Here is a 23,502-nt window from a genome sequence, read left to right as displayed (position 1 = left end):
TATAATTTTCTTTAGTATCATTCAAGGAGAAAAACCATGTCCTTTGACGGATTTTTTTTACATCACATGACAGATGAATTGCGGCAACAGTTACTGTACGGTCGTATTCAAAAAATCAATCAACCGTTTAATCAGGAATTAGTGCTGCAAATCCGCAGCAAGCGGCAAAATCACAAATTACTCTTATCCGCTCACCCTGTTTTTGGTCGCATTCAACTAACCCATACCGCCTTTGAAAATCCAGCAGTGCCTACCACATTTATCATGGTTATGCGGAAATACCTGCAAGGTGCTACGATTGAAAGCATTGAACAGATTGACAATGACCGAATTTTGGAAATCTCTGTCTCCAACAAAAATGAAATTGGAGATAGCGTGGCAGCAACTCTTATCATCGAAATCATGGGAAAGCACAGCAATATCATCCTAATGGATAAGGCAAGCGGCAATATTATTGAAGCTATTAAACATGTCGGCTTTTCTCAAAATAGTTACCGTACGATTCTGCCGGGCTCAACCTATGTCGCTCCACCTCAGACAGGCAACCGCAATCCGTTTACCATTTCTGATGAAAAGCTATTTGAAATTCTGCATACAGAGGATTTGTCGGCCCGTTCTTTACAAAACTTATTTCAAGGCTTGGGGCGCGATACAGCGACCGAGCTCAGTCAGTGCTTAACGAGCGACAAACTAAAAACCTTCCGTGCTTTCTTTGCCAGTCCCACGCAAGCTCATCTGACAACTAAATCCTTTGCGCCCATTCTTTTTGCGGATAGTCAGAAAGAATTTCCGAGCTTATCGCAGCTGCTAGACGACTTCTATCAAGACAAGGCGGAACGCGATCGTGTTAATCAGCAAGCCAGTGAACTGATTCATCGAGTGGAGAATGAATTAGAAAAAAACCGCAAGAAATTAAAAAAACAAGAGCAGGAATTAGTCGCGACTGAAAATGCTGAAGAATTTCGCCAAAAAGGAGAGCTCCTCACTACTTTTTTGCACCAAGTTCCCAACAATCAAGACCAAGTAGAACTGGACAATTACTACACAAGCGAGAAAATTACTATTGTGCTGGATAAAGCTTTGACCCCTAACCAAAATGCTCAGCGCTATTTTAAGAAATATCAAAAACTGAAAGAAGCAGTCAAGCATTTAACGGGACTGATTGAAGAAACTAAAGAAACCATTCAATATTTGGAGAGCGTAGAAACAGCTTTGTCGCAAGCTAATCTCACAGAAATTACAGAAATTCGAGAAGAGTTAATTCAGACCGGTTTTATTCGCCGACGCCAGCGTGAGAAAATTCAAAAACGAAAGAAACCAGAAAAATACTTGGCAACTGACGGTAAGACGATTATTTTGGTTGGTCGAAACAACTTGCAAAATGACGAGTTGACTTTTAAAATGGCTAAAAAAGAGGAACTTTGGTTTCATGCCAAGGATATTCCCGGCAGTCACGTGGTCATCACAGGCAATCTGCAACCAAGTGATGAGGTCAAGACAGATGCTGCGGAATTGGCAGCATACTTTTCTAAGGCGAGATTGTCCAATCTCGTTCAGGTGGATATGATTGAAGTCAAAAAGCTCAATAAGCCAACCGGTGGCAAGCCCGGTTTTGTGACCTATACTGGACAAAAGACCTTGCGGGTCACTCCCGATGAAGCCAAAATCAAATCTATGAAAATGTAAAGGTGTCCGCTAATTGGCACCTTTTTCTGACGACTCTTCGTACGGCCGACCCTCAGACGAAGTGAACCACTTTTCTGGCAAGCTGTCCGACCCTCGGACGAAGCAAACCAGTTTTCAGGCAGGCTGTCCGACCCTCGGATGAAGTGAATCAGTTCTCAGGCAAACTATCTGACCCTCGGACGGAGTGAAGCAGTTCTTAGGCAAACTATCTGACCCTCGGACGGAGTGAAGCACTTTTCTGACAATCTATCCGACCCTCAGACGGAGTGAACCAGTTCTTAGATAGGTCGTCGACGTGGGCGGCAGTTTAAACTAATTCCCATTCTCTCCGTCGACCGGGGCGACAGACTAAAACAAGTCTTATTCTCTCCGTCGACCGAGACGACAGATTAAACCAGTTCTCATTCTCTCCGTCGACCGAGGCGACAGCTTAAACCAATTCCTATCACTCCGTCGACCAGGACGACAGATTAAACCAAGTCTCGTTCACTTCTTCGACCGGGGCGACAGTTTAAACTAATTCCCATTCTCTCCATCGACCGAGGCGACAGGCTAACCCAAGTCTCATTCTCTCCGTCGACCAGAGAGACAGACCTAAACAAGGTTGGAAACTGAATTCCAACCTTTGTATTCTATTCCAAACTATTTAAAGCGTATGTAAGTCTCTTAAACCTACCCCGCCGCCTTTTATTCCGATTCCTCAATATCTTCCTTTAGCTCTGCCACATTCAATTTGGCAGAGAGAAACTCTTGGTCTTGAACAGGAAAACGCTGCTCCAATGCTGCAATCGTTCCGATTTCAACCTCTCCATTTTTCATGACAAAATCCATGACATGTCCGCCGAATTGGTGGTCATCAGATAGAAAATGAAGATGAAAACCAGCTACGCTGACACCGTGAAACAGCTCTGGCGTCCAAAAGCCAACGATTGTTCCCGAAATGTGTTCTACCTGGTACTCAGGCTGATGAGCTGCGATTTCTGCGAACTTCTTTCCCGGAGAGGTTTTTGGAGCCATGCGCACGTGCATGCTGCTAAATTCACCATGAATCTTGATTGAGTGAAAAAGATTTTCCCCGACATAGCTAGCTTCTATGTGCTTCTTCAACGCTTCATCAGTCAGCTCAATGTCCTGACGAAAACGCACTTCTGCTCGGTGGAAAGCCACTGCAGCATAAGGAACCGTCATATCCATTGAAACTTCCATCACTTCAGGACTTTCTCCTATCCCCTTGGCTTGATAGGCCTTGCCGTCAAGCACAATCAGCTCTCCGTCAATAGAGTCTAAAGTACCAATCCCTAAATCGCCATGTTGAAGCAATTCTTCAATCGTCATCGTCCCTTTGTAAAGCCCTGCCATTAAAGCTCCCAAAGTATTGTAGTGAAATAATGTTACAAGCTCTGCCATTTCTCCTCCCAGACAATGTTTACTATCTTTCCTTGAAAAAGCGGGTCTCACATCCAGCCTTTTACTTTCTAATACTGAACTACACATCAACCGTACAAGAAAATGAGAAATTGAACTCTCTTGAAATAGTCTTGAGCCCTTCCCAGTTTCAATTTAATAAAACTCATCTGGCAGAATAGTTTCTCCCAGCATGCTGCTGTCCTTGTAATCAACTGGCACATCAATGATGACCGGTCCACTTTCCTTTAGGGCTTTTTGCAGCAGCTGTGTCAATTCTGCTGGAGAAGTTGCTCGGAATCCTTTCGCCCCAAAACTCTCTGCATATTTGACAAAATCAACAGGTCCGAAGTCCACTCCAGATGAGCGACCATATTTCATTTCTTCTTGGAATTCCACCATATTATAATGACCATCGTTCCAAATGAGATGAACAATTGGCAAGTGCAGGCGAACCGCTGTCTCTAGCTCCTGAGCCGAAAAGAGGAAGCCACCGTCTCCAGACACAGAAATAATCTTGGTGTTAGGACGAACCAAGGCTGCTGAAATTGCCCAAGGCAATGCTACACCTAGCGTTTGCATCCCATTTGAAAAAAGCAGATGCCTTGGTTCATAGCTCTTGAAATAACGTGCCATCCAAATATAATGCGTACCCACATCGACAGTAACTGTCATATCGTCTGTCGTATTTTCCTGCAAGACTTCGACAATATCCAGCGGGTGTAGGCGACCTTTTTCAGTTTGGCTGCGGTCAAATTTCACATCACCGTCCATTTTATCTCGCAGCACTTGCAGATATTCCCGCGAGCCTTCTGGTAATTGATAGCCGTTAATCGCTGGCAGCAATAAATCCAAAGTATTTGCAATATCTCCAATCAGCTCCCGCTCCGGTTGGAAGTAAGTATCAATCTCTGCTGGCTCTACGTCAATCACAATGACGCGGGCAGAAATTTCAGCATTCCAGTTGCGTGCTTCATACTCAATCGGATCATAACCGATGGCGATGACTAGGTCAGATTTTTTCAGAAGCATGTCACCCGGCTGATTGCGAAACAGTCCGACACGCCCAAAGAACGTAGCTTCTTCCAATTCACGAGACACAATCCCAGCCCCTTGGAATGTTTCCACAACAGGCAACTGTACTTGCTCCAATAACTGACGAATAGAAGCCGTCACTTTGGCACTTGAAGCGCCATTTCCCAAGAGAAGAACCGGTAACACAGCATTTTTAATCGCTTGCGCTAGATAGTTAATGTCTGCCACAGAACTAGAACCCAGCTGCGGATCCGTCAGCGGTTTAATTGCTTTCACTTGCACCTGACTATCCACCACATCCTGTGGAATGGAAATGAAACTTGCCCCCGGCATTCCTGACTTGGCATGACGATACGCATTGGCAATGATTTCTGACAGAGTATTGCCGTCTTGCACTTCGACTGAATACTTAGTAATCGGCTTAAATAGTGCAGCATTGTCCATAGACTGGTGAGCGCGTTTGAGAAGGTCAGAGCGTTTGACCTGACCAGCCAAAGCCAGCACTGGGTCGCCCTCTGCGGTCGCCGTAACCAAGCCCGTTGCTAAGTTTGAAGCACCTGGTCCACTCGTTGCAATCACGACACCCGGCTCTCCTGTAATCCGCCCAATTCCTTGCGCCATAAAAGCAGCATTTTGTTCATGACGAGCAACGATAAGTTGTGGGCCTTTGTCCTCTAAGGTATCAAACACACGGTCAATCTTTGCACCGGGAATTCCAAATACATAATCCACCTTGTGATTGATTAAACTATCCACAATCAAATCCGCACCAAATTTTTCAGTCATTTTCTTCGTCCTTCCTGAATATCACGCTCATCATTATATCATAATTCCCATGCGTCTTATAGGATTGTGCTTGTTACTCTTTTTACAAACTATTGTACAATTCCTGCATCTCCACATCATCTGGAACCAAGTGAAGATAATGCTCTGCTTGGTGTTTTGCTTCTTCAAAATCTCCCATTTCACGAAGTAGATAAATATATTGCTCTAAAAATTCTGGATTTTCCTTTAAATCCGAGAGCAACAGTCGATATCGCTCCAAAGCTGCTGTTGTCTGTTCCAAAGCCTGATAGGCACGCGCAATATTCCACTTAGTCAGTACATTGTCTATATCTTGCTCCTCAAATTTCAAAACTTCATCAAAACGCTCTTGCTCTAAGTAAAGATTAGACAAACGCAATGCAATTTCTTCCAAGTCTTCCGCATTATCTTTTGCTTTCAAAAGGTAATCTTCTGCCTTTCGCTCATCGTGCAACTCATAAGAAAGCTGCGAAGCTAGCAACAAAAGACGTGTATCAAATGGATTTTTCGACAAGCCCTGCTGCGTAAGGCGTAATGCTTCTTCTGTCTGATGTTCTGCATGAAGCGACAAAGCATAACCATACTCATAACCTTCAAATTCCGGCGAAATCGTATCAATTTGCTTAAAGTATAGATTAGCTTTTTGATATTCTTTCTGGTCATACAAAATAGTCGCTAATTCAAAGGCTACAGCATCATCGTATTCAATCTCTAAAGATTTTTCCAAAAACTCAATCGCCACTTCAAATTTTCCCAAACTTGCATAGGAAACACCAATCCGCTGATAAGTAGAAACACCCGTCTGCTCATAAATCATGCGATTGTCTAAGCTAGCGTATTCCTTAATGGCTTGATTGAAATTTCCCAATTCAAAATCTATTTCAGCCATGCCAAAAGTCACTAACGGTTCATCAGATAATTGCTTTGCCTCGGCTAATTTTTCCCTTGCAACATCTGGCAAGCCTTCCATTTGATAGAGATCAGCTTTGACTAAGAGTGCTGTCACATACCAGTCACTATCAGAAGTAATTTCTTCCAGATAAGCAAACGCTTCTTCCGCTTGCCCGTCTTCACTAGCAATCTGCGCCAAACTGATGTAAGCTTCTGGATAATGAGGAGCTAATGTTTCATAAATTCGCTTCGCTTGAGGGAAAAAGCCGATACTTTCTAAGTAGTCGGCTAATTCAAGTAATTCTTCCTCTGTATCATTTGTTAGAGCTCTTTCAAAATATTTATTGGCATGCGCCAAATCCTGCTTTTGCAAAGAAGCGACCATTTTCTCACTGTTGTTCAATTTCTTCTCCTGTTTCATCTACCAATTCTTCTTCATACAAGCCGCTGACTTTCTTATACCATTTAAAAATAGCAGCAATCACAACTTTTGCAGACGCATAAACGGGAATTCCCAGTAAAACGCCCCAGATACCAAACATAGATCCCGCTGTCAAAAGGACAAAAAGAACATTGATTGGATGAATGTTCAATTGGCTACCGAGAATTAATGGCGACACAAACCGCCCTTCAATCGTTTGCTCTACAATAAAGACCACAATGACTTTCAAGAGCATAATTGGTCCAGCAATTAAACCCAGAACAAGAGCCGGCAGCATAGCTAGAAAACTTCCCAAATAAGGAATCAAATTTAAAATCCCTGCCGTCACCCCAAGTGTCACTGCATAGCGAAGCCCGATTACTTTAAAGAAAATGATGAACATTATCGCTACGATAATAGCTACAGTTACTTGCCCACGAACGTAATTGGCAAGCTGCGTATTGACATCTGTCAAAATTTGTCCGACTGGTTCACGAAACTTAGTTGGCATGAATTTTGTCAAATAAGATTTTAAGTTTTTTCCATCTCGCAAAAGATAAAAAAGGATAAAAGGCATGATGATAATGGCTACAATCACTTGCGAAGCCGTACTAATCAATGTGCTTACCCAATTCACTGCTTTCGATGAAAAATTACTTGCCCAAGTCGTCACTTGAACTGAAAAATTATTCACAATCTCTTCTAATTGAGGCTTGACATCATCAGAAATTCGATTTTCCAAAAAATCCTGAATTATTTTATTCGACTTTTGCAAATTAGCTGGTAAATTCTTTGCAAAGCTAACTATCTGATGCTGCAAACTTGGAATTGCCACAGCCAATCCCCAAATCAAGAGCAAAGCAATTAAGATAAAGACAATCGTAATCGCGACCAAACGATTGATCTTATGTTTCTCCATAAAATCTACAATTGGATTTAAGAGATAATACAAAAGCCCTGCTAAAATCACCGGCAGCATGATAACTCCGATAAATTCTAGAACAGGAATAAAAATAAAACTAATTTTGCTTAATACAAAAATATTCAACCCCAACAATAAGGTCACCAAAAAAACAGTGATTGCCTTATTGTCTAAAAACCACCGAAAAAACCATGATAGGCTGAAATCCTTCTTTTTGTGTTCCATACAGACATCCTTTTATTTATTTATCTCATTGTAGCATTTTTCACTAAAAAATTCTTGAAGAAAGGGTAGTCCTTTATGAATTTCCTTCTTGCGCCCGAGTCAAACACAAAAAGCGGTCATCCATTCAATTCATGAACGGATTCCCACTTTTAGCTTTCTTTATCTGAGAAAAAAATTGTAAATCGCATTCGTTTGTCATCAACAGCTTCAAAGCGATAGCGCAAATGATGATTTTCCAAAATCTGTTGCACGATAAAGAGTCCCAGACCTGTTCCACCATCTTTGCGGTTACGACTGTAATCCGGACGATAAAATGGCTGAAATATTTGCTGGATTTGCTGTTCATCCAACACATGTTCCGCATCATTTTCAATGATTAACTGATTGTCTTTAATCATTAAAAGAATCTCTCCGCCAGCTACTGTATAATGGAAAGCATTATCTAGTAAATTTTTAATAGCTTTCAGCAAATAAGTCTTGTTGCCATGCACTTGAAGCTCTTCTAACTGTACAGTAAATTGGTAGCCTTTCACATCAGCTAACATTTTATAGCTGCTCAAGTTTTCCTCCAAGAGCTGATTAAGTGAAAATTCTTCCTCTTCCGCTTCTATTCGCATTTCAATTTTCGAAATTGCCAAGATAGACTGTACAAGTTTTGATTGCTCTTCCAAAATTTCACGACATTTATGTAGGTATTTATCTTTATCTTTGAAGTCACCAACACCATAAATCATACCATCCACAATTCCCATCATGCTGGTAATCGGCGTTTTCAGCTCATGAGAAGTCATCCGTAGAAATTCTGCTTTCTCCCGCTCGCTTTCAGCCACTTTTTCATTTTCCAATCGCAAAGCTTCAATACTCATCAACAGATTTTGATAAAGAGTGTTAATATCTTGAGCAAGATTAGAAATTTCATCATGACCTTTGACGGGACAAATTACATCTGGAGAAAGAGTTGCCATCTTACGCGTACTTTCTGAAATTTCTTTAATGCGTTTGGTTGCAAATCGACTATAAAGAAAAGCCACTATACCCCCTAACGTTAACGAAAAGAATAAGATATAAGGATAAAGACTTAACAACACGTAAGTAGCATCCGATATTGGTTGGAGCGAATATTCCCCACGTAAGGTCAATGTGGTCCCTTCTGCCGTTCTTATCTTCTTGCTCATACTTTTAGTTTGATTATTCAAACTCATGTCAGAAGGTAAAATTGTTAATTGGAATTCTCCCTTTTCATTAGCTAAATCAATATGTGGATAAATAAGTTTTCCTTTCGCATCTAATATACTAAACCAGACGCGTGTATTCTTTCGATTGTAGTCACTTAAAAGCTTTCCTATATCATCTGACGGTTTTCCTTGAACTTGCTGAGCAATCTGAAAGAACTCACTTTTAGCTTCTCGATGCTTGACTTGCTCATAATAAACAGGCATCACAAAATAGAGTGTTGTTAAAACCGTTGTCACGACAATAAAAATTATTGTTCCTGTCAAAAGAAAATGCTTTTTAGCAATTCTCACTCTTCTTCTCCTCCAAGTTGATAGCCCATACCAGTAATGGTTTTAAGAGGAATTCCTGGAATTTTTTTGCGAATATTCTTCACATGATTGTCCAATACACGACTATCCAGTTCGCTATAACCCCAAATTGTATTCATCAATTGATCCCGAGTCACCAAATGATTTTTTCTTTTAGCTAAAGCTTGGATAATTTCATATTCTTTTTTAGTAGGAGACATTTTCTCTTCTTGCCAATAAACTGTACAATCGTCAATTGAAACACGTAAGTCTCCAACGACAATCTCTGATTCTGTCACAGTACTCCGGAAAATATTTTCAATGCGTTTCATCAAAATAAGTGGCGAAAATGGTTTGGTAACATAATCACTGATAAGGTGATTAAAGCTGACCAGCTGAGTATATTCATCATCTAGTGCAGTTAACATCATAACTGGTACCTGCGACGTCTTCCGGATTTCCTTCAACACATCCAGACCACTCATAGAGGGCAACATAACGTCCAAAATGATGAGGTCAAACGATTTTTCCTCAAATTCACGTAGGGCTTCTGCCCCGTCAAAAACTGGTGTCACCTCATAATGATTTTCTTTCAAAAATTCACAAATCACTTGATTAATCGTAGTGTCATCTTCTACTACTAAAATCTTATGCATTTCTTACTCCTTAAAATATAGATATAAAATTAAATGACTGCTAATCAATGTAAAGATTACTTTTATTATACAACAAAATAGTGAACTTACAAAGATTGAACCGTGATGTAGGATAAAAACTTTCTTCCAAAAAACTAAACATTTTTCAGAAGTCAAACAGACAACCCTGATTGTTAGCGCCACCACCCGCAAATCTATTTTTATTGTATCAAAGTTATCTGTTCCCATCCTATCTCGAATCTATTTTTTATCTATTTTTTCATCATAAAATTGACAGCGGCTTTCATTTGTGAAAACCATTTCATTTCTTTTTGTGTTATAATAAAAGTATCAAATATTTCGAGGTGAATGATGACACAAACAGTTTATTTTGGAACTTATACACGTCGTAGCTCAGAAGGAATTTACAAAGCTGATTTTGATACTAGCACAGGAGAACTGGCAAATTTAACACTTATTGCAAAAGAGCCAAATCCTACTTATTTAGCTTTTGACAAGCAACAGCACCTATATTCTGTCGGAACTGAACACGGTGAGGGAGGCATTGCAGCCTTTAATAAAGCGGGACAGTTACTCAATCACGTTGTGGCCGAAGGTGCTCCTCTATGCTATGTGAGTGTAGATGAAGCAAGAAACCTTGTCTACGGGGCAAACTACCATAAAGGACAAGTATTAGTTTATAGACGACAAGAAAATGGTAGCCTTAAATTAGTTGATTCTGATGTTCATATCGGCTACGGCCCTCATGAAAACCAAGCTGCTGCTCATGTGCATTTTGCAGATTTAACACCCGATAAGTATCTGGTTACGTGTGATTTAGGAACTGATGAAGTTGTGACATATGAAATTAGTGATTATGGACGCCTAAATCGATTAGAAACTTATCATGCGACACCTGGCGCTGGTCCACGTCATATTGTGTTCCACCCTCACTACAAAATTGCTTATCTTATTTGTGAATTAAACTCTACTATTGAAGTTTTAATTTACGATGGTGACGGTCAGTTTGAACGCCTGCAAACCATCTCCACTTTACCAGAAGACTTTTCAGAATTTAATGGAACAGCTGCTATTCGCTTATCTGCTGACGGTCGCTTCCTTTACGGGTCCAACCGCGGGCATAATTCAATCGCTGTTTACAAAGTAGCAGGAGACGGAACACTTGAACTTGTAGAATTCGTACCAACTAATGGAAAAAATCCACGTGATTTTAATATTACACCAGATCAACAGTATATCATCGCAGCTCATCAAGACTCAGACAATGCGACGGTCTTCAAACGTGATTCAGAAACAGGAAAATTAACAGAATTATCACATGACTTCTTTGTTCCAGAAGGTGTTTGTGTTGCTTTTACTCATTAATCGGCTCTTCTTAAGAGACTAATCCCAATCGCCTATGGTTGGGATTTTTTGTTGTCTTATATGTCATCTTCCCAGATTCTATTCGTTTGCAAGTAATTGTATTAGAGAGCATGACTGTCTGCTTTAGTCTCCAATTTTACACCGAACATCATGATACTGACGAAAAGAACATAATAAAAAGAGGCAAGGGAATGAACCCTTGTCTCTTTATTGTTTTAGTTTAAAAGCGGATATTTTCTCGTGTTTTTTCATACGATGTAACAAAACGATTGGTTACACCGGGTTCTACTACATCCAATGCTTGCGAGATCTCCTCAAACGATGCTTGATAATCAAAGTCATTTTCAAAAATCTCTAGTGCACGGTTGAAAGCAGTTTGAACTCCCTCATCAAATGAACGGTAGCGATTTGAATATTGTAACAATTGCTCTGTCAAAGTAGCATTTTCAACAATCCGATAAGTCTCATTTTCCAGTTCATTCATATCATTTGTCAAAATCTCTAGCATACGGTTTACTGATTCGATATTGACACGATATTGTTCCAATTCTGCTACTAAAGCTTCTGTGTTATCACTTGCAGTAAAGAAAGTGGTCAGGAAGCTCCGTGGAATACCCGGCAAATTGCGTTTTTCCATATAACGCTTAATCGTGTGCAATTTGTTTATATAAATAGTAACTTTTTGTCGAGCATTGGCATCATCTTTTTCAATTTTAGCCAATTTTTCACTCAACACTAACTGCTCATCTTCAATTTCTTTCACACGTTTTTGAATGGTTTCAAGGTTTTCTTGAAGAACAGAATAAGCCTGTTTTCTTTCTGAAGAATCTTCAATTGCTTCTAAAACAACATCATCCAAGCTAGAAAGTTCACTTTGAAGTCGGCGAACATGATTTGTATCGCTTTCTGTCAAGAGATACAATTTTGAAAGGCGAGCAATCTCTGTCAAAAGATTTTGATTGTTTTCTTTTGTATGACCTAAATAACCTGGTAAACTATTGACTAATTTGACAACTACTTTATGTGACTTGATTTCACGGTTAAACATGTCATATAAAGCATCCATTTCTTCTTGGATTTGCGTATTTTCATATTGTGCATTGTCTAATTCCAAACTAGCAATGTTTTCACTGTTACGTTTCAAACTAGTATGCAGCTGTTGGAAGCGAGATTCAATATCAGTTTCAATAAAGTGATAACCGGATTCCAGTAATTTGCGATGACCAGACTCCAAATCTTCCAACTGTTCTGGTAACTTTTGATCTAATTCTGATACAAGATCTGGGATTTTTTCAACAATATGTGTCAAAGCAAGGATGTGATCCTCTGTTTTATCCAAAATTTCCGCTGCTTCAACAGGGTCTCCTGATGAATTCAAGGTCACAAATTGAGAGAATTCAGATTGAATTTTTTCTAATTGCTTTTCAATCTCAGGAAGCGCTGATCCATAACTTTCTGTATCATTTGCCACAGACACTTGCAACTTTTCAAATAAATCCAAAGCATGCAAGACACGACCGCTATTTTTAGACTCTTGCTTTTCTAATTCAGCAAGTGCATTGCGAATAGCAGTAATATCTTCTTCAATCAAGTCAATTTGGCTCTCAATTTTATCAATACCATGCTTTGCTTTTAGAAACCGAAACGAATTATTGTAACTTTCCGTTTCAAAAAGGTTATTTTCAATGTCTGCAAAAGAATTTAAAGAAAGGTCAACCCATTTTTGATTCCATTCACGAAAAGCCACTTGACTTTGTCCAATCAAATGCATGTTTTTAACCGCTTCGACTTCATCATTTACAGGAAGATTATAAAGTTCTTCTTTGCGTTCTTCTAACTTAGCAAGCAAAGCATCATTTCTTTTTCTTAATAAGACAGCAGTTATGTAAGCAACAATCAAGAGAACTGCTATCACTATGATTAGTATGATTAGTCCGTTAGACATGTAAAACTCCTTCAAAATATTACTTGAAAATAATCATGATTATTATATCATAATTTTCTTGGTAAATGTGAATTTTTTCAGATTTTTTTAAACGTCCAATGTACTGTATACGGCGTTCTCTTCGATAAATTCACGACGAGGTTCTACACGGTCCCCCATTAGCATATCAAAAATCTTGTCCGCTTCTGCTGCATCATCGACTGAGACACGCGCCATTAAGCGATGTTTTGGGTTCATCGTTGTTTCCCAAAGTTGGTGGTCGTCCATTTCTCCCAAGCCTTTGTAACGTTGAATACTTGGTTTAGAACGCCCTTCAGAATAACGCTCCAATGCCAACTGTAGCTCTTCTTCTTGATTGGCTCCGGGCTGGATGTATTCTTTCACTTCACTGCCGACTTTCACACCATAAATAGGTGGTTGAGCAATATAGACATACCCCGCTTCTAAAACAGGCTTCATATAACGATAAATCAATGTCAAAAGAAGGGTTCGGATATGCGCACCATCAACATCGGCATCGGTCATAATGACTAATTTTTGATAGCGAGCTTTGCTCACATCAAAATCCGCTCCAAAGCCTGTTCCCATTGCGGTAAAGAGACTACGAATTTCTTCATTGGCTAAAATTTTATCCATGCTGGCTTTTTCAACATTTAAAATCTTACCACGAATTGGCAAAATAGCCTGAAACTCCCGATTTCGACCAGACTTGGCTGAACCACCTGCCGAATCTCCTTCCACGATAAACAATTCTGTTTCATGCGGATCATTAGAAGAGCAATCTGCCAATTTACCAGGTAGATTTGAAATTTCAAGACCTGATTTCTTGCGGGTCACTTCACGTGCACGTTTAGCTGCAATCCGAGCCTTGGACGCCAAAATTCCCTTTTCAACGATTTTCTTAGCAACCGCAGGATTTTCCAAAAGGAAATCTGAGAAAGCTTCGCTAAAGAGACGATTAGTAATTTTAACAACTTCACTATTTCCAAGCTTCGTCTTTGTTTGTCCTTCAAACTGTGGGTTAGGATGTTTTACAGAGATAACAGCTGTTAATCCTTCACGGACATCTTCACCAGTCAGGTTGTCTTCATTTTCTTTCAAAAGTTTATTTTTCTTGGCATAGTCATTAATGACACGTGTGAGCGCTGTACGAAAACCTTGTTCATGCGTCCCGCCTTCATGAGTGTGGATATTATTTGCAAAACTCATGACAGTTTCGTGATAGCCTGTTGTATACTGCATAGCTACTTCAACAGTAATATCATCCATTTCTCCGTCTGTATAAATCGGATTTTCAAAGATAACATCTTTATTTTCATTGATATACTGGACGTAGCTGGCAATCCCACCTTCATAATGGTAATCTTTTGTTTGCTCCAAACCTTCCCGTTTATCGGTAATAGAAATTCGCAGACCACGATTCAAGAATGCTAGTTCTTGCACCCGTTTGTTTAATTTTTCAAAATCAAATTCAACCGTTTCTGTGAAGATTTCTGGGTCTGGTGTGAAATGAACAGTTGTTCCTGTGCGATCAGTCTCGCCGATAATCTCCAGATCCGCTACGACGTGCCCGCGACGGTATTCTTGAAAATGAATCTGACCGTTCTTGTAAACCCGAACATCAAGTTGAGTAGAAAGAGCATTAACCACAGAAGATCCAACACCATGCAATCCTCCAGATACCTTGTACCCGCCACCGCCGAATTTTCCTCCAGCATGAAGAATGGTAAAGACAGTTTCTACCGCAGGACGACCTGTTTTTTCTTGAATATCTACAGGGATTCCACGACCGTCATCAACAACGGTAATCGAATTGTCTTTCTCAATAAACACTTGAATATGTGTTGCAAAACCAGCTAATGCCTCATCAATTGAGTTATCTACAATTTCCCAAACAAGATGATGCAGTCCTTCTTTTGAAGTTGAGCCAATATACATCCCTGGACGCATTCGGACAGCTTCCAAACCTTCTAAAACCTGAATTTGACTGGCATCATAATCCTGTGCTTGCAGTTCTTTATTTTCTTCTGACATACGATTCCTTTTCTATATTTTTATAAATTTCTTGAGATTTTCCATATCATCAAAGAGATAAGTTGCAAAGCCAGCTGATTGACCCGCTTCTGTGTCAATTGAGCGATCTCCGATGACTAACCCATTCTCAATCTGATACTTATCTTTTAAATACAGCATTGACTCAGGATTTGGCTTTCTCTTAAAACCACGATTAGAAGTCACCACTTCTGTAAAGTAGCCTGAAATCCCTGTTTTATCAAGAATCTCTAAAACCTGATCATTCCGATGAGAAATCAGAAAATTACGCCCTCCTTGTACAACGATATTTCTGAGCAAGTCTACAGCACCTTCAAACAATACTGGATGAGCTAACTCTCTCGCTTCATTTTCTTTATAAGTTTGTAAAAAATGAGGGATGTTGGGCGCAAATTGAGCAATTGCATAAGGAGTTGAAATCTTTAGCGCCTTGTAAACATCATCATGGGCAGCTTGAATTCCAAAACTAGCTAACGTTTCTACAAATGCAGCCGTTGACGTCTCGTAATTATTGAGGAGAGTTCCCCCTAAATCCCAAATATAATCTTGATAATCCATACCTTTTATTATAACATATTTTTGTAAAAAATGGCTGTTAAAACAGATAGGAAAGCCTATTTTAGACATGAATTTTCATAAAAAAACTTACTTGGATCATTCCAAATAAGTTTTAGTATCATAGAACATCAATCACTATAGACATCATTGTAAAGCATCGCCGTTGCAAGCTGCTCACTGTCTCCACCTAACTGATGAACCAGCTCATAAGCAAAAGTTAGAGCAGTTGCGGGACCTCGGCTGGTAATCACTTTCCCATCAACAACGACAGTTTGTTTGATGTAAGTTCCAGTTTCAATATCTGACTCGATACCATCATAACAGGTAAATTGTTTGTTCTTTAAAATTCCTGCCCGATTAAGTGCGATTGGTGCTGCGCAAATGGCAGCTATCCATTTGCCTTCTTCTTGCATCTTTTGTAGAGCTGACATCAAACGATCATCATCTCGCAAATTTGTCGCACCAGGCATTCCTCCCGGCAGTACCACCAATTCATAATCATCTAACTTTCCAGCCCAAACTTTATCTGCTTGAACTGCGATACCGTGAGAACCTGTTACCGCTTTTTCAAAGCCAATCATGTCACATAGGATTCCTGCACGGCGAAGAACATCCACAACCGTCAATGCTTCAATTTCTTCAAAGCCATTGGCTAACATAACAGCTACTTTTATCATTTTTCTTCTCCTTTATTTTAATCGTTTTAAAACCACTTTTTTACGTCTTTGAGGATAGCGTATCTTTTTTTCATCTGTGAGATTATTTTGATAGCTTATCGAAAGCAAGAGTCCAACCCCGATTAAATTACTGATGATAGAGGAACCCCCTTGCGAAATAAATGGAAGTGGAATCCCTGTCAAAGGCAAAATTCCCGTCACTGCTCCGATATTTTCAAAAATATGAAAGAGCAACATCATGATGAAACCAGTTGAAATATATGTATAAAATTGATTATTTGATTTCAGCGTAATTTTTAGCATACGATAGATCAAGAGCAAATACAAGGCAATCACAATCGTTGCGCCGACAAAGCCAAAATCTTCTGCAATAACCGTAAAAATCATATCGCTTTCACGCACAGGAACCAATAGATTGGATACATTAAACCCTTGTCCCCAGAGACCACCACTACCAATTGCTATTTGACCTTGTGCCTGTTGATAAGTAGTGGTTTGAGCGTAGTCAAACGGATTCAGCCAAGCCAAAATACGGTTGATCTGATAGGTTGGCATCCCAATTTGGTGCAAAAAAGCTCGCCCGTCTTTTGAAATGAAGATAAGTAAGAAGCCACCGCCTACAACCAGAATGGTCAAAACAACTGGTACAATGATTTTCCAAGACACACCTGATAAGAGGACAATTCCTGAAAAGATTGCGATAAAGACTAATGCAGTCCCTAGGTCGCTCTGCAATGCCAATAAAATCAGAACGGGTAAGGTATAAAGGGCTAACTCAAAAATCAGGAAGAAGTCCAATTTAACCGTTCGCTCTCTATCTTTATAACGCTGTAAAAAATTAACAACAACTCGTGACAACATCAGAATATAAGAAATTTTCATAAATTCAGATGGTTGAAACAAGGTCACATGTCCTATAGTCACCCAGTTTTTTGCTCCTGTTGAAGCGACTAATTCTGAACTATAAAAAATAAGTGGTAGCACCATCAATGCCAATCCGAACACATATAAGTATGGCGTGATTTGCCAAAGAAATTTTGTATTAAATAGCATGATAACCAGACTGATAACTGTCCCTAGAGCAATCCAGGCAATCTGCTGCCCTACAATTGGCCAAACATTTTTTGGATAATCATGACTAACAGCGATATAAATGGCTACAACACCAATAAAAAGCAAACAAAATACCGGTAATATTAAACTATAGTCCACTCGTGAATCAATCGAGCGTTTTTGATAAGGCATATCTCCTCCAACATACGTAATAAATGTCAGTCACTTTTAAAGCACTTTTACGAGAAAAAGTATTGAATAATTAAGCTAGATACAGCAACTGCAAACCAAGCAAATGCTCCTGTCAACAACGGCGCTGCGCCTGCTTTTCTAAATTGCCCAAAGGATACTCTTGCACCAATTCCAGCAAGAGCCATTGCCATGAGCCACTGTGACAAGAACTTCGTTGCAGGAACGAGCGAACTTGGAAAAATCCCAACACTAGTAACAATAGACGCCACAACAAACCACAAAATAAACCAAGGGAAAATTTTCTTTAAATTGACTTTTTGATGACTGCTTTGTGAGCGTACATATCGGACTCCTGCAAAGATGAGACAAGCTGGTACAATCATTAAAGCACGACTTAGTTTTACAATCGTTGCCAAATCTCCAGCAGACTGGCTGTAGGTATAGCCTGCCGCTACAACAGACGACGTATCATTGATAGCTGTTCCTGCCCAAGTTCCAAATGTCGCATCATTCATGTGCATCAAATGTCCCAAAAATGGGAAAATAAAAACTGCTAAAATGTTAAAGAAAAAAATTGTTGAAATAGATAAAGCGATGTCTTCATCTTTTGCTTCTAAAATCGGCGAAGCTGCTGCAATGGCAGAACCACCACAAATAGCCGTTCCAAATCCAATTAAAGTGGTTAGAACTTTGCCCATTCCCAACAGACGTCCTACCACATAAGCTGAAATAAAAGCAATCAGTATAGTTAAAATGCTAATTTTTAAAGAGGAGATGCCTGTAGCAGAAACCCGACCAATGGACATACTAAACCCCAGTAAAATAATGGAATACTGTAGTAATTTCTTACCCGAATAGGCCAATCCAGCATGATACGTCTTCTTTATCTGAAAAAGATTATTAGCTAAAATTCCCAAAAGAATGGCAAAAACACTAGAACCTATCAAGGGGAAGAAATTTCCCAAGACAGTAGCTACTGCTGCTAGTACAAAAGCAAAGCCAATCCCTGAAAGATATTTTTGATACATATCGAACCTTCTTTCTTTGTGTTTCTATTATAACAAAATTTAAAACTAGCAGCGGAGGAAATTCGTACTTTTATCAAAAAAACTCAGTTTACATTTTAACTGAGTCTTCTACTCTGCTGACGTTAAGGAGATTTCTTCCTCAAAAATTGCTCGATTTCTTTTGGAATTTTTTTCATACTTGTGACGGATATTGGAGCAATTTTTTCCAAGGCTGTCTGAATTTGGCGTCCGTAACGTTTGGTTAACATGCGATTGTCTAAAATGACGACTGCTGACTGCTGCTCTTGATGTCGAATTGTACGTCCCAAAGCCTGTTTTAGGCGTAAAATCGCAACAGGTAAACTATAATCATAAAAAGGATTCTTGCCTTCTTGCCGCAATTTGCGATTGAGTTTCTGCGTAAAGAAATCACTCGGATTGTCAAATGGAATCCGTGTAATAACTTCAATCATTTGCTCCTGACTGGAGAAATCCGTTCCCTCCCAAAAACTACCAGCCCCTAGTAAAATACTCGTTTCCCCTCTGTCAAAACGACGTTTAATATTAGCCGCTTCACCATTCTTGTACTGGGCTAAGTGAGGCAGGCGTAAGCGTTCTGAAACAGCTAATAATAACGCTTTCGATGTAAATAAAACGAGAAGTGGAACTTCCTGAGTAGCTAATTTATGAACCCATTTGACAATCAATTCTGCATAAGTGTCCACATCCAAGTCTACAACATTTGGAAAATTCTTATCCAGCCATATTTTCTGCTGATGTTTCTGCTTTTGTGGTAACTGATAAAATGGTGCATGTTCAAAACCAAGTAAATGCGCTAAATGCACTTTTTTACTGATTTCAAGCGTGGCTGAAACGAACAAGACTTGCACTTCTTCAGGTAGCAAGGCTCTAAAATCTAGCACTTCTAGGCAAGCAGCTTCCAACATCGTTACTCGATAGTCATCAAATTGCTCTTCTTTTAACCAGAACTGGTCATATTTTGTGGCAAAAATAGTGCGTAAGTCAGAAAGAGAGCTTTGATCTAACTCTGATAAATCTTGTCGGAGTTTGGAACAGGTTTCTTTCGTTAGCTCATTTTTCTTGTAACGTTGGAATTGTTCCATCGCATGAGTCAATTCAAATTGAATGTCCTCTATTAACCGATGTTGCAAAATGGTATCTGTTGTTTCAAGTTCTGATTGAATCTGCTGCAAGCATTTTGTCATATTGAGCAATTTTCGAGAGAGATTTTCCAAAGCTAAAAACAACTTCTGAGCTTCATCTACAATCAAAAGTCGATTCTCCACTATAGATTTATCATCTTCTAGCCGCGTCAAAAAATAAGCATGATTGGTCACTAATACACGACTGCGTTTGGACTTTTCTTGACCTTTTTGCCAAAAATCTGCACCATAAAAGAGGGATTTTTTGCTCAATTTTCCATCATGAAGCACCTGTTGAAAGTAGGTCTGATAGCGATGTCGTTGACCAATTTCATCCAAATCACCAGATTCTGTTTCTGTGAGCCAAACTAAAAGCAACATCTTGCAACGATTGACCAAACGATTGTCATCTATTTGCTGCAAACTGTCATAAAAGAAGTCAAGCTTCAAATAATTGGCAGGACTTTTTAAGCTATGAACAGAAAGATGAAAGATTTCTTCTAACTTTTGTCCTTCATTTGCTACAATCTGATCCTGCAACACTTTCGTAGGAACCGTTACCAAAATTTGCTTGCTCGTTTGAACCAAAGCCGGAAGCAAGTAACCATAGGTCTTGCCTAAACCTGTCTGAGCTTGTAAAAAACTTGGCTGCTGACTTTTTAAAGCTCGTTCTACATCATGCGCAAACTCATCTTGTTCTTTTCGCTCCTCTAAATCCAGTAAATTGATGTTGTGTTGGAAATTTTTGGATAGTTTTCTCGCTTTTTTAATTTTTTTACTTTTTCTAAGAAAAATCCCCTGCCACTTCATCAAATCGTGGCAAGTTATGTCCGACATTTGGTTAAAAGCATCTTCTATTGCTAAGCGTGATTCGTAAATCAAACTATCCGAAAATTTCAACAAATATTCCACTAATTCTTTCGGAAGTTTTCGGATTTTTTCTTGTATTTTTAAAAATAATGTAGCCGTTGCTGAGGCATCTGCAAGCGCTGTATGCGCATGTTTCAAAGGAATGTCTAACTGTTCACATAATATTCCTAGATTGTATTTTTCAAACGTTGGGAAAAAGACTTGCGCAAGCTCTACTGTATCTACCCTCGGAGTCACTAATTCAAATCCTTCCCAAAAGAGGGCTTCTGCTAATAAATTAGCATCAAATTTCACATTATGAGCCACAAAAATGGCATCCTCAATCAACTCATAAATCTCACGAGCTACTTGAGAAAAGTCTGGCGCCCTTCTCAATCGCTTGTCTGTCAATCCTGTTAATTGGCAAATATGAGAATCCAGCTTCTCATGAGGATTCACATCGGTTTCATAAGTTTTAACAATCTGACCATTTTCAATCAGCACAATCCCGACTTGAATAATCTTTGCGTTGCTGCTGGCACTCGTTGCCTCTAAATCCACCACAGCATATTTTCTTTTTTCTTGTGTCATATTAGAAAAATTATACCATAAATCCAACTATTTCGTATCACGTTTTACGCCTTATTTTCCCTTGATAAATAGCTTGATATTTCTTTTATGTCATTTTTCATATTTTTTGCTAAACTATGAAGTGAAAGGAGTTCTCATGATAACGATTCATAAAACTTTAAACGCTCAAGCATACGAAAATACTTATTATTTAGAAAATGAGCATCACCTCATCGTAGTTGATCCAGGTAGTGACTGGGATAAAATTGCAGCAAAAATCCAAGAAATCAATAAGCCAATTACAGCTATTTTGCTGACCCATACTCATTACGATCATATTATGAGTGTTGATTTAGTTCGTCAATATTTTGGACATCCACCTGTCTATGTCGCTGAAAGTGAAGCAACTTGGCTTTACACTCCGGAGTATAATCTATCTGGACTAGCTCGCCACCAAGATATTGATAACATCATTCTCCAGCCTGCCGATGTCTTTTTTGACTATCATAGTCCTTACAGTCTAGATGATTTTTATTTTTACGTCGTACCAACACCAGGACATTCAATCGGTGGTGTTTCAATCATCTTTCCTAACGAGCACTTTGTTTTAACTGGCGATGCTTTATTTTGCGAATCAATTGGTCGAACGGATCTCTATACTGGAAATATAGAACAACTCATTTCTAGCATCAAAAACGAGTTGCTGACCTTGCCTGATTATGATGTTTACCCTGGTCATGGTCCTCAAACCACCATTGTCCATGAAAAAATGTTTAATCCATTTTTGCATTAAAAAAGCCCTAAATGAACTGCATCTCAAAAGTTAGATTTTTCTGTCTAACTTTCGGATCAAGGTTCAATAGGGTTTTTATTATCACTTCTTTTTTAAATTTTCAAGAATCGTCTCATTGAGAGAACCGAGCCAAATGCTCCGATGATAATTCCTACTACAAAAAGGAAGGAAATCATCAATGGAATAAAGGTTTTTGGTACAATCATTGAAAGATTTTGACTAGCAAGAGATGGATTAAATGACTTGTAGGCCATTTCGTAAATAAAATAGACCAAACCAGCTGGAACAACTGCTCCAAGCAAGCCAATCCAAGCTCCTTCTAACAAGAACGGACCTCGAATGTAACTGTTTTTTGCTCCCACCAGACGCATAATTTGAATTTCACGACTACGTGAAATAATCGTAATCCGAATAGTATTTGAAATCAAGAAAACAGCAATAAAGACTAAGAGGAGCGCTCCTACAATTCCCCATGTACGAATAAAATTAGCTAACGCAAAAATACGTTTTGTATTGGCTCCACCGTATTCTACTTCAGAAACCCCTTCTACTTTCTTCGCATTGTTTGCGACAGAGGTAACGTATTTAGGGTCAGTTGTATCAACAATATAAGCGTCATGTAGGGGATTGGCATCTCCTTCAAAGAGTTTCCAATCTTTACCCATGACTTCTGTTAGTTTTTTTAATTGTTCTTGCTTGCTAGAAAATGTTACTGATTTCACATTTGACATTTTGTTGAGGGCATCATATACCTTATGATAGTCCTCATTTTTGACTGTTTGACCTTCTTTTGTAATAGTCTCTTCATTGTCCGCTGTATCTGGTCGCATATAGACCATAACCCGCACATTATTTTCAATATCTGTTGCTAGCTTCGCCGTGTTTAAAATGACTGACACAAAGATTGCGACTAACCCTAGTGTAATCATCACGGAGCTGACTGCAGCAACTGTCATCCAACCATTTCGCTTCAAACTTTTGAGCGATTCAAGCAGGTGACTTAAAAATCTACTATTCATCGTATCCGTATTCTCCTTTTGCTTCATCACGCACCACACGACCATTTTCGATGGCAATAACGCGGTGACGCAAAGTATTTACAATTTGGCTATTATGAGTGGCCATTAAAACAGTTGTTCCTTGAAGGTTAATTCGCTCCAGTAGATTCATGATTTCCCACGAATTATCTGGGTCCAAATTTCCTGTCGGCTCATCGGCAATCAAAACTTTAGGATTGTTCACAATCGCACGAGCAATGGCAATTCGCTGCTGCTCCCCTCCTGAGAGTTCATTTGGAAATGAACGGACTTTGTGTTTTAAACCAACCAAATCCAACACTTCCATAACGCGCTTTTTGATATTCCGACGGCGTTCTCCAATAACTTCCATAGCGTAGGCGATATTTTCATACACCGTCTTTTTGGGTAGCAATTTATAATCTTGGAAAACGACGCCAACATTCCGACGCAACATTGGAATATCACGTTTTTTAATTTTAGCAAGATTAAAGCCAGCAACTTGCAGACTTCCCTTATCAACTTTCACTTCACGATACAATAATCGAATAAAAGTTGATTTCCCTGCTCCAGAAGGACCTACAATATAGGTGAATTCTCCTGGCTCTACTTCAATGGACACACCACGCAGGGCTGTTGTCCCGTTGTCATATTTTTTGACAACATCTCTCATTTCAATAATTGACATTTATTGT

Annotated in this window: 18 protein-coding genes; 3 read left to right on the top strand and 15 right to left on the bottom strand. The window is 39.3% G+C overall.

Annotated elements, in window-relative coordinates; all coding sequences use genetic code 11:
- Positions 1 to 36: 36 nt before the first annotated feature.
- Positions 37 to 1,686 (top strand): Rqc2 family fibronectin-binding protein Fbp62, encoded by a 1,650-nt coding sequence (fbp62, locus tag EHW89_RS02895; RefSeq protein WP_126466634.1) that lies wholly within the window; start codon positions 37 to 39, stop codon positions 1,684 to 1,686.
- Between the two features lie 687 nt (positions 1,687 to 2,373).
- Here the strand turns inward: fbp62 and budA are convergent.
- The 6 genes from budA to EHW89_RS02865 all read right to left on the bottom strand — a co-directional run bounded on the left by budA (position 2,374) and on the right by EHW89_RS02865 (position 9,567).
- The gene (gene budA / locus EHW89_RS02890; protein ID WP_126466633.1) at positions 2,374 to 3,093 is read right to left on the bottom strand and encodes an acetolactate decarboxylase; all 720 of its coding nucleotides are present in this window, start codon (positions 3,091 to 3,093) and stop codon (positions 2,374 to 2,376) included.
- A 153-nt stretch (positions 3,094 to 3,246) separates the two neighbouring features.
- Complete coding sequence (alsS, locus tag EHW89_RS02885; RefSeq protein ID WP_126466632.1) at positions 3,247 to 4,911, bottom strand: acetolactate synthase AlsS; 1,665 nt, start codon at positions 4,909 to 4,911, stop codon at positions 3,247 to 3,249.
- A gap of 82 nt (positions 4,912 to 4,993) precedes the next feature.
- Complete coding sequence (locus tag EHW89_RS02880) at positions 4,994 to 6,223, bottom strand: tetratricopeptide repeat protein (protein ID WP_126468045.1); 1,230 nt, start codon at positions 6,221 to 6,223, stop codon at positions 4,994 to 4,996.
- A complete protein-coding gene (locus EHW89_RS02875; protein ID WP_003025319.1) occupies positions 6,210 to 7,388 on the bottom strand; it encodes an AI-2E family transporter in 1,179 nt (392 codons plus the stop codon). Before EHW89_RS02875 ends, EHW89_RS02880 begins: the two co-directional genes overlap by 14 nt.
- A 149-nt stretch (positions 7,389 to 7,537) precedes the next feature.
- Complete coding sequence (locus EHW89_RS02870; RefSeq protein ID WP_117644645.1) at positions 7,538 to 8,914, bottom strand: HAMP domain-containing sensor histidine kinase; 1,377 nt, start codon at positions 8,912 to 8,914, stop codon at positions 7,538 to 7,540.
- Positions 8,911 to 9,567, bottom strand: coding sequence for a response regulator transcription factor (locus tag EHW89_RS02865; RefSeq protein ID WP_003025323.1), 657 nt, complete (start codon positions 9,565 to 9,567; stop codon positions 8,911 to 8,913). The genes EHW89_RS02870 and EHW89_RS02865 overlap by 4 nt, the downstream gene beginning before the upstream one ends.
- A gap of 351 nt (positions 9,568 to 9,918) precedes the next feature.
- On the opposite strand from EHW89_RS02865, the gene EHW89_RS02855 reads away from it, so the two are divergent.
- Positions 9,919 to 10,932, top strand: coding sequence for a lactonase family protein (locus EHW89_RS02855; RefSeq protein WP_126468043.1), 1,014 nt, complete (start codon positions 9,919 to 9,921; stop codon positions 10,930 to 10,932).
- Positions 10,933 to 11,152: 220 nt separating this feature from the next.
- On the opposite strand, the gene ezrA is transcribed toward EHW89_RS02855, so the two are convergent.
- From ezrA to EHW89_RS02820, 7 genes are all read right to left on the bottom strand, one after another.
- Complete coding sequence (ezrA, locus tag EHW89_RS02850; protein WP_126466631.1) at positions 11,153 to 12,877, bottom strand: septation ring formation regulator EzrA; 1,725 nt, start codon at positions 12,875 to 12,877, stop codon at positions 11,153 to 11,155.
- 87 nt (positions 12,878 to 12,964) lie between these two features.
- Complete coding sequence (gene gyrB, locus EHW89_RS02845) at positions 12,965 to 14,911, bottom strand: DNA topoisomerase (ATP-hydrolyzing) subunit B (protein ID WP_126466630.1); 1,947 nt, start codon at positions 14,909 to 14,911, stop codon at positions 12,965 to 12,967.
- A gap of 12 nt (positions 14,912 to 14,923) precedes the next feature.
- Complete coding sequence (locus EHW89_RS02840) at positions 14,924 to 15,487, bottom strand: HAD-IA family hydrolase (RefSeq protein WP_126466629.1); 564 nt, start codon at positions 15,485 to 15,487, stop codon at positions 14,924 to 14,926.
- A gap of 128 nt (positions 15,488 to 15,615) precedes the next feature.
- Positions 15,616 to 16,164, bottom strand: a complete 549-nt coding sequence (locus tag EHW89_RS02835) for a DJ-1 family glyoxalase III (protein ID WP_126466628.1) — start codon at positions 16,162 to 16,164, stop codon at positions 15,616 to 15,618.
- A gap of 12 nt (positions 16,165 to 16,176) precedes the next feature.
- Positions 16,177 to 17,409, bottom strand: a complete 1,233-nt coding sequence (locus EHW89_RS02830; protein ID WP_126466627.1) for an FtsW/RodA/SpoVE family cell cycle protein — start codon at positions 17,407 to 17,409, stop codon at positions 16,177 to 16,179.
- 47 nt (positions 17,410 to 17,456) lie between these two features.
- Entirely contained in the window at positions 17,457 to 18,437 is a 981-nt protein-coding gene (locus tag EHW89_RS02825) for a YeiH family protein (protein ID WP_126466626.1), read from the bottom strand.
- Positions 18,438 to 18,559: 122 nt separating this feature from the next.
- Complete coding sequence (locus EHW89_RS02820; RefSeq protein WP_126466625.1) at positions 18,560 to 21,019, bottom strand: bifunctional DnaQ family exonuclease/ATP-dependent helicase; 2,460 nt, start codon at positions 21,017 to 21,019, stop codon at positions 18,560 to 18,562.
- Between the two features lie 136 nt (positions 21,020 to 21,155).
- Between EHW89_RS02820 and EHW89_RS02815 the strand changes: the two genes are divergently transcribed.
- Positions 21,156 to 21,791, top strand: a complete 636-nt coding sequence (locus tag EHW89_RS02815) for an MBL fold metallo-hydrolase (protein ID WP_126466624.1) — start codon at positions 21,156 to 21,158, stop codon at positions 21,789 to 21,791.
- A gap of 92 nt (positions 21,792 to 21,883) precedes the next feature.
- Here EHW89_RS02815 and ftsX read toward each other — a convergent pair whose 3' ends face one another.
- Together ftsX and ftsE are read right to left on the bottom strand one after the other, a co-directional pair.
- A complete protein-coding gene (gene ftsX, locus EHW89_RS02810; RefSeq protein WP_003037328.1) occupies positions 21,884 to 22,810 on the bottom strand; it encodes a permease-like cell division protein FtsX in 927 nt (308 codons plus the stop codon).
- Positions 22,803 to 23,495: a cell division ATP-binding protein FtsE gene (ftsE, locus tag EHW89_RS02805; protein ID WP_003025346.1), complete on the bottom strand. Its 693-nt coding sequence runs from the start codon at positions 23,493 to 23,495 to the stop codon at positions 22,803 to 22,805. The genes ftsX and ftsE overlap by 8 nt, the downstream gene beginning before the upstream one ends.
- Between the last annotated feature and the right edge of the window lie 7 nt (positions 23,496 to 23,502).

It is taken from the genome of Streptococcus periodonticum (assembly GCF_003963555.1).
Lineage (GTDB): Bacteria > Bacillota > Bacilli > Lactobacillales > Streptococcaceae > Streptococcus > Streptococcus anginosus.
This window is presented reverse-complemented; position numbering and strand designations above follow the sequence as displayed.

Bases quoted from the DNA above. Each gene is read 5' to 3' on its own strand.
- fbp62 (WP_126466634.1), top strand. From the start codon at position 37: ATGTCCTTTGACGGATTTTTTTTACATCACATGACAGATGAATTGCGG.
- budA (WP_126466633.1), bottom strand. From the start codon at position 3,093: ATGGCAGAGCTTGTAACATTATTTCACTACAATACTTTGGGAGCTTTA.
- alsS (WP_126466632.1), bottom strand. From the start codon at position 4,911: ATGACTGAAAAATTTGGTGCGGATTTGATTGTGGATAGTTTAATCAAT.
- EHW89_RS02875 (WP_003025319.1), bottom strand. From the start codon at position 7,388: ATGGAACACAAAAAGAAGGATTTCAGCCTATCATGGTTTTTTCGGTGG.
- EHW89_RS02865 (WP_003025323.1), bottom strand. From the start codon at position 9,567: ATGCATAAGATTTTAGTAGTAGAAGATGACACTACGATTAATCAAGTG.
- EHW89_RS02855 (WP_126468043.1), top strand. From the start codon at position 9,919: ATGACACAAACAGTTTATTTTGGAACTTATACACGTCGTAGCTCAGAA.
- ezrA (WP_126466631.1), bottom strand. From the start codon at position 12,877: ATGTCTAACGGACTAATCATACTAATCATAGTGATAGCAGTTCTCTTG.
- gyrB (WP_126466630.1), bottom strand. From the start codon at position 14,911: ATGTCAGAAGAAAATAAAGAACTGCAAGCACAGGATTATGATGCCAGT.
- EHW89_RS02840 (WP_126466629.1), bottom strand. From the start codon at position 15,487: ATGGATTATCAAGATTATATTTGGGATTTAGGGGGAACTCTCCTCAAT.
- EHW89_RS02835 (WP_126466628.1), bottom strand. From the start codon at position 16,164: ATGATAAAAGTAGCTGTTATGTTAGCCAATGGCTTTGAAGAAATTGAA.
- EHW89_RS02830 (WP_126466627.1), bottom strand. From the start codon at position 17,409: ATGCCTTATCAAAAACGCTCGATTGATTCACGAGTGGACTATAGTTTA.
- EHW89_RS02825 (WP_126466626.1), bottom strand. From the start codon at position 18,437: ATGTATCAAAAATATCTTTCAGGGATTGGCTTTGCTTTTGTACTAGCA.
- EHW89_RS02820 (WP_126466625.1), bottom strand. From the start codon at position 21,019: ATGACACAAGAAAAAAGAAAATATGCTGTGGTGGATTTAGAGGCAACG.
- EHW89_RS02815 (WP_126466624.1), top strand. From the start codon at position 21,156: ATGATAACGATTCATAAAACTTTAAACGCTCAAGCATACGAAAATACT.
- ftsX (WP_003037328.1), bottom strand. From the start codon at position 22,810: ATGAATAGTAGATTTTTAAGTCACCTGCTTGAATCGCTCAAAAGTTTG.
- ftsE (WP_003025346.1), bottom strand. From the start codon at position 23,495: ATGTCAATTATTGAAATGAGAGATGTTGTCAAAAAATATGACAACGGG.